The sequence below is a fragment of the Kitasatospora sp. NPDC059577 genome (assembly GCF_042735475.1).
Taxonomy (GTDB): domain Bacteria; phylum Actinomycetota; class Actinomycetes; order Streptomycetales; family Streptomycetaceae; genus Kitasatospora.
The window spans coordinates 12,728-21,224 of sequence record NZ_JBHWBZ010000018.1; the positions used below are offsets into that span (position 1 = coordinate 12,728).

General features: G+C 75.0%; 8 protein-coding genes and 1 pseudogene. 3 read left to right on the plus strand and 6 right to left on the minus strand.

The annotated features are described in order from the left end of the window. The first annotated feature begins 149 nt into the window (after positions 1–149). The gene (locus ACFV0O_RS16675; RefSeq protein ID WP_380341915.1) at positions 150–1,079 is read left to right on the plus strand and encodes a proline dehydrogenase family protein; all 930 of its coding nucleotides are present in this window, start codon (positions 150–152) and stop codon (positions 1,077–1,079) included. Between the two features lie 72 nt (positions 1,080–1,151). Here the strand turns inward: ACFV0O_RS16675 and ACFV0O_RS16680 are convergent. Beyond that, positions 1,152–1,529 (minus strand): annotated as a pseudogene (locus ACFV0O_RS16680) (Uma2 family endonuclease); the annotation flags it as partial. A 216-nt stretch (positions 1,530–1,745) separates the two neighbouring features. Between ACFV0O_RS16680 and ACFV0O_RS16685 the strand changes: the two are divergent. Then, complete coding sequence (locus tag ACFV0O_RS16685; RefSeq protein WP_380341917.1) at positions 1,746–2,438, plus strand: RraA family protein; 693 nt, start codon at positions 1,746–1,748, stop codon at positions 2,436–2,438. Between the two features lie 21 nt (positions 2,439–2,459). Here the strand turns inward: ACFV0O_RS16685 and ACFV0O_RS16690 are convergent, their stop codons facing one another. From ACFV0O_RS16690 to ACFV0O_RS16705, 4 genes are all read right to left on the minus strand, one after another. Beyond that, positions 2,460–2,948, minus strand: a complete 489-nt coding sequence (locus tag ACFV0O_RS16690; protein WP_380341918.1) for a GNAT family N-acetyltransferase — start codon at positions 2,946–2,948, stop codon at positions 2,460–2,462. Between the two features lie 78 nt (positions 2,949–3,026). After that, complete coding sequence (locus ACFV0O_RS16695) at positions 3,027–3,989, minus strand: SGNH/GDSL hydrolase family protein (RefSeq protein ID WP_380341920.1); 963 nt, start codon at positions 3,987–3,989, stop codon at positions 3,027–3,029. A 133-nt stretch (positions 3,990–4,122) separates the two neighbouring features. Further along, positions 4,123–5,448, minus strand: a complete 1,326-nt coding sequence (locus ACFV0O_RS16700; protein WP_380342159.1) for a TerD family protein — start codon at positions 5,446–5,448, stop codon at positions 4,123–4,125. A gap of 209 nt (positions 5,449–5,657) precedes the next feature. After that, entirely contained in the window at positions 5,658–6,965 is a 1,308-nt protein-coding gene (locus tag ACFV0O_RS16705) for a hypothetical protein (RefSeq protein ID WP_380341922.1), read from the minus strand. A gap of 286 nt (positions 6,966–7,251) precedes the next feature. On the opposite strand from ACFV0O_RS16705, the gene ACFV0O_RS16710 reads away from it, so the two are divergent. Next, complete coding sequence (locus ACFV0O_RS16710) at positions 7,252–7,797, plus strand: SsgA family sporulation/cell division regulator (protein ID WP_380341924.1); 546 nt, start codon at positions 7,252–7,254, stop codon at positions 7,795–7,797. Between the two features lie 23 nt (positions 7,798–7,820). Here the strand turns inward: ACFV0O_RS16710 and ACFV0O_RS16715 are convergent, their stop codons facing one another. Then, positions 7,821–8,378 (minus strand): helix-turn-helix domain-containing protein, encoded by a 558-nt coding sequence (locus ACFV0O_RS16715; RefSeq protein ID WP_380341926.1) that lies wholly within the window; start codon positions 8,376–8,378, stop codon positions 7,821–7,823. Positions 8,379–8,497: the final 119 nt, after the last annotated feature.

Sequence of the window (8,497 nt, forward strand, 5' to 3'; positions counted from 1 at the left end):
CCTCCCTGTCCCCCGCGCGCTCCCCACCGCCCCCCCCCCCGCCCCCCCCCCCCCGCCCGGCCCCCCCCCCCCCGGGGCGGCGGGCCACCCCCGTACCGCCGCCCCGGCCCTTCTGCCACCCTTGGAAACATCAGCTCCAGGAGTTCACGATGCTCCGTTCCGCCCTTCTCGCGGCCTCCCGGTCCCCGCAGGTCCGCACCGTGGTCGAGAAGTTCCCCCCGACCCACGCGATAGTCGAGCGCTTCGTCGCGGGCGAGGCCCTCGACGACGCCGTCACCGCCTGCGACGACCTGGTCGCCACCGGCCGCAAGGTCACCCTGGACCACCTCGGCGAGGACACCCAGGACGCCTCCCAGGCCGCCGGCACCGCCGAGGCCTACGAGCACCTCCTCAAGGCCCTCAAGGAGACCGGCCTGGCAGCCGGCTCCGAGGTCTCGGTCAAGCTGTCGGCCGTCGGCCAGTTCCTCCCGGTGGACGGCGAGAAGATCGCGCTGGAGAACGCCCGCCGCATCTGCGAGGCCGCCGCCGACGCGGGCACCACGGTGACCCTCGACATGGAGGACCACACCACCACCGACTCCACCCTCGCCATCGCGCGCGAGCTGCGGGCGGACTTCCCCTGGCTGGGCGTCGTGCTCCAGGCCTACCTGCGCCGCACCGAGGCCGACTGCCGCGAGTTCTCCGGCCCCGGCTCGCGCGTGCGCCTGTGCAAGGGCGCCTACAAGGAGCCCGAGTCGGTCGCCTTCCAGGGCAAGCACGAGGTCGACCTCGCGTACGTCCGCGCGCTGAAGGTCCTGATGGCCGGCGAGGGCTACCCGATGATCGCCTCGCACGACCCCAACATGATCAAGATCGCCGGCCAGCTGGCCGAGTGGAACGGCCGCAAGCGGGACTCCTTCGAGTACCAGATGCTGTTCGGCATCCGCCCGGAGGAGCAGCTGCGCCTCGCCGGCGAGGGCAACACGATGCGCGTGTACCTCCCGTACGGCCAGGAGTGGTACGGCTACTTCATGCGCCGCCTCGCCGAGCGCCCGGCCAACCTGACCTTCTTCCTGAGGGCCATGGCCACCCGCGGCTGACACCGCCGGCGCCACGACCAACGGCTCGTACCCCCTGTGTGGGAGGGGGTGCGGGCCGTTCGGCGTTCCCTGGAGGAAGTCCTTGGTGTCCAGCTCGAACTCGAAGGGGGCGGGGAGGGCGAGGGGCTCGCCGAAGGCGGCGAGGTGGACCTCGGTGTACTCGTCGCGTCGCGGCTTGCCGCAGAGGCTGATCTGCGACTTCTCCCGGTCGATGAGGAGGTGGAGCGGGATCCCGGCACGGGCGTAGCAGTGCCGCTTGGCGATGCGGTCCTGGTCGGGTTTGGCCGAGGTCACTTCCGCCACCATGGCGACGCCGTCGGGCTCCATCCACGGCGGGGCGCCCCGGAAGAGGCGGAGTTCTCGGGGTGCGAACGTTGCGTCCGGGATGACGTGGTTCTTCGGACAGAGCCCGCCGCTGACCAGACGTAGACCCTTGCCGCCGGAGACCAGGATGTCGGCCTGCGACGGGGAGTCCGCGATCGGTTGCTCATGCGCCACAGCACTCATGATGCCCTTCCTTCAGATGGGCGTCACGCTGTTCGTCGCCGGGACGGGTTCTGCAGTACACGGCCGACCTTCACTCGATGGTGTGAGTTCAGGGCCGGGCATAGGATTTCGGTTCTGGTGAACTGGGCTGAACTGGGCTTTCATCGGAAGGAGTTGGGGATGCTGAAGGGTTTTGAAGGGCTGTCCACGCCGTTGGTGGCGGACGCGTGCGTGCGGCTCGGGGTGGAACTGCGGGCGGCGCCGACGGGGGTCGTCGGGGTGGTGGCCGGGGCACGGGTGGCCGGGCGGGCGCTGCCGGTGCGGCACTACGGGAGCGTGGACGTGTTCCTGGAGGCGTACGGCGCCGCCCGGGACGGGGACGTGCTGGTGATCGACAACGGCGGGCGGACGGACGAGGCCTGCATCGGGGACCTCGCGGTGCTGGAGGCGCGGGCCGCCGGGGTGGCCGGGATCGTGGTGTGGGGGCTGCACCGGGACACCCCCGAGCTGCTGGAGATCGGACTGCCGGTCTTCAGCTACGGTGCGCTGCCGCTGGGGCCGCTGCGGCTGGACGGGCGGGAGCCGGAGGCGCTGCTGTCGGCGCGGGTCGGGCCGCACACGGTGACCGCCGGGGACGTGGTCCTCGCCGACCCGGACGGGGTGCTGTTCGTGCCCGCCGACCGGGTCGAGGAGGTGCTGGCGGCGGCCGCCGGGATCGCCGTCACCGAACGGGCGCAGGCCGCGCGGATCGCCGCCGGGGACACGCTGCGAAAGCAGACCGGGTTCGAGGAGTTCCTGGAGCGGCGGGCCGCGGACCCGTCGTACAGCTTCCGGCAGCACCTGCGACGGGTCGGCGGGGCGATCGAGGAGTAACCGGCCTGCCGGGTGGGCGACTTACAGGGGCCGGTACATGACGTGCAGGCCGACGTAGCCGTCGACCGGGTGGTGGAAGGCCTCGGGGACGGTGCCGACGACCTCGAAGCCGAGCGACTCGTAGAGCTTCACGGCGTGGTGGTTGTTGGCGACCACCGCGTTGAACTGCATGGCGCGGAAGCCCGCCCGGCGGGCCCAGTCGAGGGTGTGCTCGACCAGGGCCCGCCCGATGCCCTTGCCGTGGTGGGCCGGGTCGACCATGTAGCTGGCGCTGGCGACGTGCCCGCCGTTGCCCGGGCGGTTGCGGTTCATGGTGGCGGTGCCGACGACCGTGCCGTCCTCGCCGACGGCGACCACCGTCCGGTCGGGCGCCGCGTGCATCCACCACTCCATACCCAGCTCGGAGGTCATGTCGAGGGGGTAGGGGAAGGTCTCGCCGGCGGCGACGATGGCGTGGAAGAACGGCCAGATGGCCGGCCAGTCCTCGGGGGTGGCTTCGCGGATGATCATCCGCTCAGGATGGCCTGCGGCGGACCGGGCGGGCCAGCGGTTTTTCCGGCCGCCGGTCTTCTGGCCACCGGTTTCCGGTCAGCCACCGAGGATGGCGCGCTCGACCACGGCGGCGGCGCCGGCCTGGCCCCGGGCGTTCGGGTGCACCAGTCCGTACCGGAGCGGGAGGACGCTGGTCAGGATGCCGTCGACCCAGTGGTCGGGGTCGCAGACGCTGTGGCCGGCGGAAGCGGGGTAGAGGTCGACGAAGGTGTCGCCGTGGTCGGTGCTGCTCCGGGCGATGACCGCGTTGAGCGGCTCCAGGATGGCGGTGCGGGCCCAGGCGAGGTCGCCGGTGGTGACGGTGGCGAACTGCAGCAGGTCGCCGTACTGGCAGTGGGTGGTGTCCTCGGGGATCAGGTGCGGGTAGCCGACGGTGATGACCCGGGCGGACGGGGCCTTCGCCTGGAGCGCGGTGAGCATGGCGGCGTAGTCGGTGCGCAACTGGCCGAGCCGGCTGGGCAGTTGGGTGTCGTACTTGTCCTTGCAGGGGGCGCCCTGGCCGAGGTGGGTGGCGCCGAGTTCGATGCAGTCCAGGAGGATCTGGCCGAAGCCGAGGTCGTTGCCGCCGACGCCCACGGTGATCAGGTCGGTGTCCGGGCCGGCGGAGTCGATCTGCGGCGGGACGGGCGGGTAGGGGGCGTTCGGGTCGGTGCCGAGCGGCGGGAGCGGGCGGCCGAGCGGGGAGAGCTTGGTGGCACGGACGTTCTCGGTGGTGGCGCCGCTGCAGCTGACGTTGCGCAGGTCGGTCAGGGCGCCGAGGTCGCGGCGGATGATCTCGGGGTAGGACTCGACGGTCCGGGCGCAGCCGTCGCGGGGCTCGGTCTCGGCGCCGGTGGCCTCGATGACGCCGGCGGTGAAGGAGTCGCCCATGGCCACCCAGGACAGTGCCCGGGCGCGTTCGGCGGGCTTGGCGGCAAGCGCGGCGGTGGGGCTGGTCAGCCCGGCGGCGAGGACGGCGGCGGTGCCGGCGACGGCGAGGCGGGACAGGAGGCGGGGCACGGTCTCTCCTCAGCGGGTGCGGGGGAGAGTGCGGTTTCACCCCCCTGAGAGTCAATCGAGTCGGTGTGTGGACGACTTGATCCCTCAGGAGGGTGAATCCGCGGGTGCCGGCGTGACGGCGGGGGGTGGGGGGCTACAGCAGCGCGGCGGAGGGCTCGATCATCGCCCGGGCGGTCTTGCCGTCGACGTACTCGCCGAGCGCGGTCATCTCCCACTCGCCGCCGGGGCGGCGGACCAGCTTGCACATCACCACACCGGTGCGCGGTTCGGAGTGGGTCAGGTCGAAGCGGACCAGTTCCTCGTTGGTGCCGGCGTCCAGCAGGCGGCAGTAGGCGTTCTTGACGTCCGTGAACTTCTGGCCGGAGAAGGAGTTGACGACGAAGACCAGCCCGTGGACCTCGGCCGGCAGGCCCTCCAGGTGGACGGTGATCAGTTCGTCGTCGCCGTCGCCGCCGCCGGTCAGGCTGTCGCCGGAGTGGGCGATGGCGCCGTTGAAGATGTTCAGCTTCATGAACCAGGCCGTCTCCAGCCGCTTGTGGCGGGCGTCGAAGGCGAGGCAGGAGGCGTCCAGGTCGACGCTGCGGCCGCGGGCGGCGGGCTCCCAGCCGAGTGCCATCCGGACGGAGGAGAGGAAGGGGCGGCCGTTCTTGACCAGGGAGACGGAGCTGCCCTTGACCAGGCTGACCCGGCCCTTGTCCAGGGTGATCTTCGCGGGCGCGGCCGGGGCCGGGGGAGCGGCGGGCGGTGCGGGCGGGACCGGGGGCATCGGGTGCGAGCCGGTGGCGAGGGCGATCCGCGGGTCGACCGGGGTGGTGGCGGGCGGGGCCGCGGGGGGCGCCGGCGGAGCGGTCGGCGGGGAGGGGAGCTGGAGGGTCGGGTCAGCCGGGGTCGGCGCGGCGGCGACGGGGGTGGGCGCCGCCGCCGGGGCCTGCGGGGCGTTCCGGGCCGGGGCGGCCGGGGCCGGGGTGTCCTCGACGCTGACGCCGAAGTCGGTGGCGATGCCGGCGAGGCCGTTGGCGTAGCCCTGGCCGACCGCGCGGACCTTCCAGGCGCCGTTGCGCAGGTAGACCTCGACCACGATCAGCGCGGTCTCCAGGCCGAGCCGGGGCGGGGTGAAGGTGGCCAGGACCTCGCCGCTGTCGGCGTCGCGGACGGTGGCGGTGGGCTCGGTCCCGGCGAAGGTGGAGACCTGGTCGGCGGGGCTGGCGGTGACCACGATCTTGGTGATGTCCGCCGGGACGGCCCGGGTGTCGACGGTGATCGCGTCGGGAGCGCCGGCGGCGGCCGGGCGGTGGCTGACGCCGGGGCCGTTCGGGGCGTTGAAGAAGACGAAGTCGTCGTCCGAGCGCACCTTCCCGGCGTCGGTCAGCAGCAGGCCGGAGACGTCCAGCGCCTTGGGCGCGGTGACCTCGACGGTCACTCGCGCGGCGGTCAGCGGTGCGTTGCCGCCTTGGGTCAGGACGGTGGACACGGACTCCTCCTCGGGTGCGGAACGACAGCCCCGGTCAGGGGCCGTTGGGGCGCCCGGCCGGGTGCTGCCCACAGTAACGAACGAGGGTGCGGGGATGCGCCCGTCCGGGCACGTCAGCTGTCGGATCGTCGGACAGTCGGAACGTAGTCGCGACATACCGCCGGAGGGCGGCCGTGCCCGCCCGGCGGCCGGGGTGTTCAGCGGGGCGCGGGGGCCGCCGGGGCGCCGGGGTCCCGGGGTGCGGCGGGCGGCACCGGATCGGTCGCCGGGGTGGGGCCGAAGCCGCCGAGCGCGGCCACCGCGCGCGGCCGGTCGAGCGCGAAGGCGGAGGCGCTCCAGCTCTCCGCCCCGGCCGACTTGCGGACCGCGGACGGGTCGGTCGCGGCCGGACGGGCCCCGCGCACGCCGAAGGTGTAGTGACCGGGCCGGACGTCGGTGCCCGGCGGCGTGGTGAAGCGGTACACCAGCGTGCCGCGCTCCTGCAGGACGGTGACCACGGCTCCGGGCAGGTCGGTCCAGGCGGTGCCGGTACCGGCCGCCGCGTCGCCGGGGACGAGCCGGAACTCGGTCTGCAGGGCGGTGACCGGCTCGGTCACCGTCAGGCCGAGTTCGTGCCGCAGGCCGTCGCGGCCCAGCGGGGCGACCAGGGCGGCGCCGGACAGGGCGTGGTCGGTGTCCGGGTCCGGGGTGCCGGGGTCGGAGACGGGTGTGCCCGTGGGCGCGCCGGGGTCGGGCGTGCCGGTGCCGGGCGCGCCGGGGCCGGGTGTGCCGGTGCCGGGTGTGCCGGTGCCGCCGTCCGGGTCCGTCGGGGACTGGCCGTCCGGGGACCCGCCGGTGCCCGGGCCGGTCCCGGTGGGCGGCGGGACGGGGCTGGTGGGCGCGGTGGGCTTGATGCCGGGCAGGTTCGGCGAGTGGCCGCCGGTGGGCTGGTCGGTGGGCTGTCCGGTGGGCTGGTCGGTGGGCGGGGTCGGGGCGGCGGGCGAGGGCCCGGCCGGAGCCGGTGCGCCCGGTTCGGTGCCCGCGAGCTGGGTGCCGGAGGGCGGTGCGTCCTGGTCCGCCGCGCTCCGGCCACCGGTCGGGGCCGCGAGGGGGGTGCCCGGGTGGGTCGGGTGGTCGGCGGGCGGGGTGGCCGCGACCGGCGCGGCCCCGGTGGGGTGGGTCGACGGGTGGGCCGGCTGCCGGGCGGTGGACGGCTCGCCGGAGGCCGGGGTGGTGGCCGGGGTCCGGTCGGAGGCCGCCTCGGCCTGGTCGGTGGCGCCCGGGGTGGGCGGCGGGGTCGAGCCGACCCGGGCCACCCCGGCCCGACGGCCGATCCCCTGCTGTTCGTTGAGCAGGAGGGTGGTGGCGATGCTGATGCCGACCACGGTGGACATCGCCATCGCGGCGCCGGAGAAGCGCAGGGTGGGGAGTCGCAGGCGGCCACCGAACGGGCGTGGCCGACCGTGCCGGTTGTGCCGCTCGGGCTCGTGCCGAACATCCAGCGCGGTGTCCTCGCGCACAGCCACCGGACCCCTCCCTCCCCGAAGTCGCCGTCGCGTCGCCGTATTCTCCCACGCGCTGCCGCCGGGCCCGGCTCCGGCCGCCGGGGGCCGGTCTCCGCCGCGGGCCCGCGCCGGGGAAGGGGGAGAGCGTACCAGCGGGGGGTCGTACCGTGGACGGTTTCCATCCATTTCGTGGACATCCGTTCGATGCACGGAAGCTGACGTTCCGTCCGACAAGCGCGGTAAGGGGCGGTTGTCCCGGACGGGGGTTATTGCAACCCCCTTGCAACCCTTGCCCACCCGGCACACCGTGGCGCAGGCTGAGGACATCCCCCGCCGTCCCGGAGAGACCGTCATGCCGCCCGACCCGCTGTCCGCAGCCTCCAGTGCACCCCTCGCCGCCACCCCCACGGGCGGCGATGGGGACGGCTCCACCGCCGCTCCGGCGGCGGTGGAGGAGGTGCTGACCCTGCGGATCTCGCTGGGCGAGGAGGTGGTCGGCGAGGTGCGCACCCGGTTCCGGTTCGACGCCGCCCACCCGTACGAGGTGCTGCTGACGTTCCACCTGGGGCGGCCGGACGAGGCCGACTGGGTGTTCTCGCGCGAACTGCTGCGCGACGGCCTGCGCACGTTGAGCGGTCAGGGCGACGTCAAGCTGTGGCCGGCGTACTGCCCGTGCCACGGCTCGACGTTGCACCTGGCGCTCGAATCACCCCACGGCAGTGCCCTGCTGGAGGCCCCCAAGCCCCGGGTGCAGGCCTGGCTGGACCGGACCTACGCGCTGGTCTCCGAGGCGCGGGAGCGCGACTGCGGCCCCAGTGACGCCGACCTGGCCGCACTGCTCGCGGGCGGCTGACGGCCGGCCACCGGCGGCGGGCCTCAGCAGCTGCGCGGGGCCTCCCCGGGCGTGCGCGGCGGCGGGACGGGCACCGCGCCGGGCAGTCGCACCGTCCCCGCCGCCAGCGCGGCCCGCAGCCTCCGGACGGCCGGGGCCGAGGAGGCGGGCAGCAGGTCGTACGGGTCGTCCGGCCCGTCCACGGTGACCAGCACCGATTCGGCGATCCGGTACGGCCGGTGGGCCAGCAGGCCGCCCAGGTAGCGGCGCAGCCGGGACAGTTCGGCGCGGACCGTGACCGTCCGGCCCGCGTCGCCGAACAGCGCCTCGGCGAGCTGGGCGGCGGTGCTGCCCTCGCGTCCGGTGGCGAGCAGGAGCAGCAGTTCGGCGTGGCGCGGGCTGAGCGGGTGGGACCAGCTGCCGGCCGCGCCGCGGACGGACAGCTCGGGGCGGTCCGCCCGGCGCAGGTCGAGCCGGAGCCCGGCGCCCTCGGCCTGTTCGGCGCTCACCGTGCCGGAGCCGTCCTCCGTGGGCGGCCGGACCGGGCGCACCAGCCAGCCGTCGGCGAGCGGTTCCAGGACGCACTCGCCGAGGCCGGGCACCCAGTGCAGGGGGGGGGGGGGGGGGCGCCCCCCCGGGGGCCCCCCCCCCCGGGGGGGGGGGCGGGCCGGGGCCGGGGGCGGGGGGCCGCCCGCCCGCCCCCCCCCCCCGGGGGGGGGTC

Bases quoted from the DNA above. Each gene is read 5' to 3' on its own strand.
- ACFV0O_RS16675 (WP_380341915.1), top strand. From the start codon at position 150: ATGCTCCGTTCCGCCCTTCTCGCGGCCTCCCGGTCCCCGCAGGTCCGC.
- ACFV0O_RS16685 (WP_380341917.1), top strand. From the start codon at position 1,746: ATGCTGAAGGGTTTTGAAGGGCTGTCCACGCCGTTGGTGGCGGACGCG.
- ACFV0O_RS16690 (WP_380341918.1), bottom strand. From the start codon at position 2,948: ATGATCATCCGCGAAGCCACCCCCGAGGACTGGCCGGCCATCTGGCCG.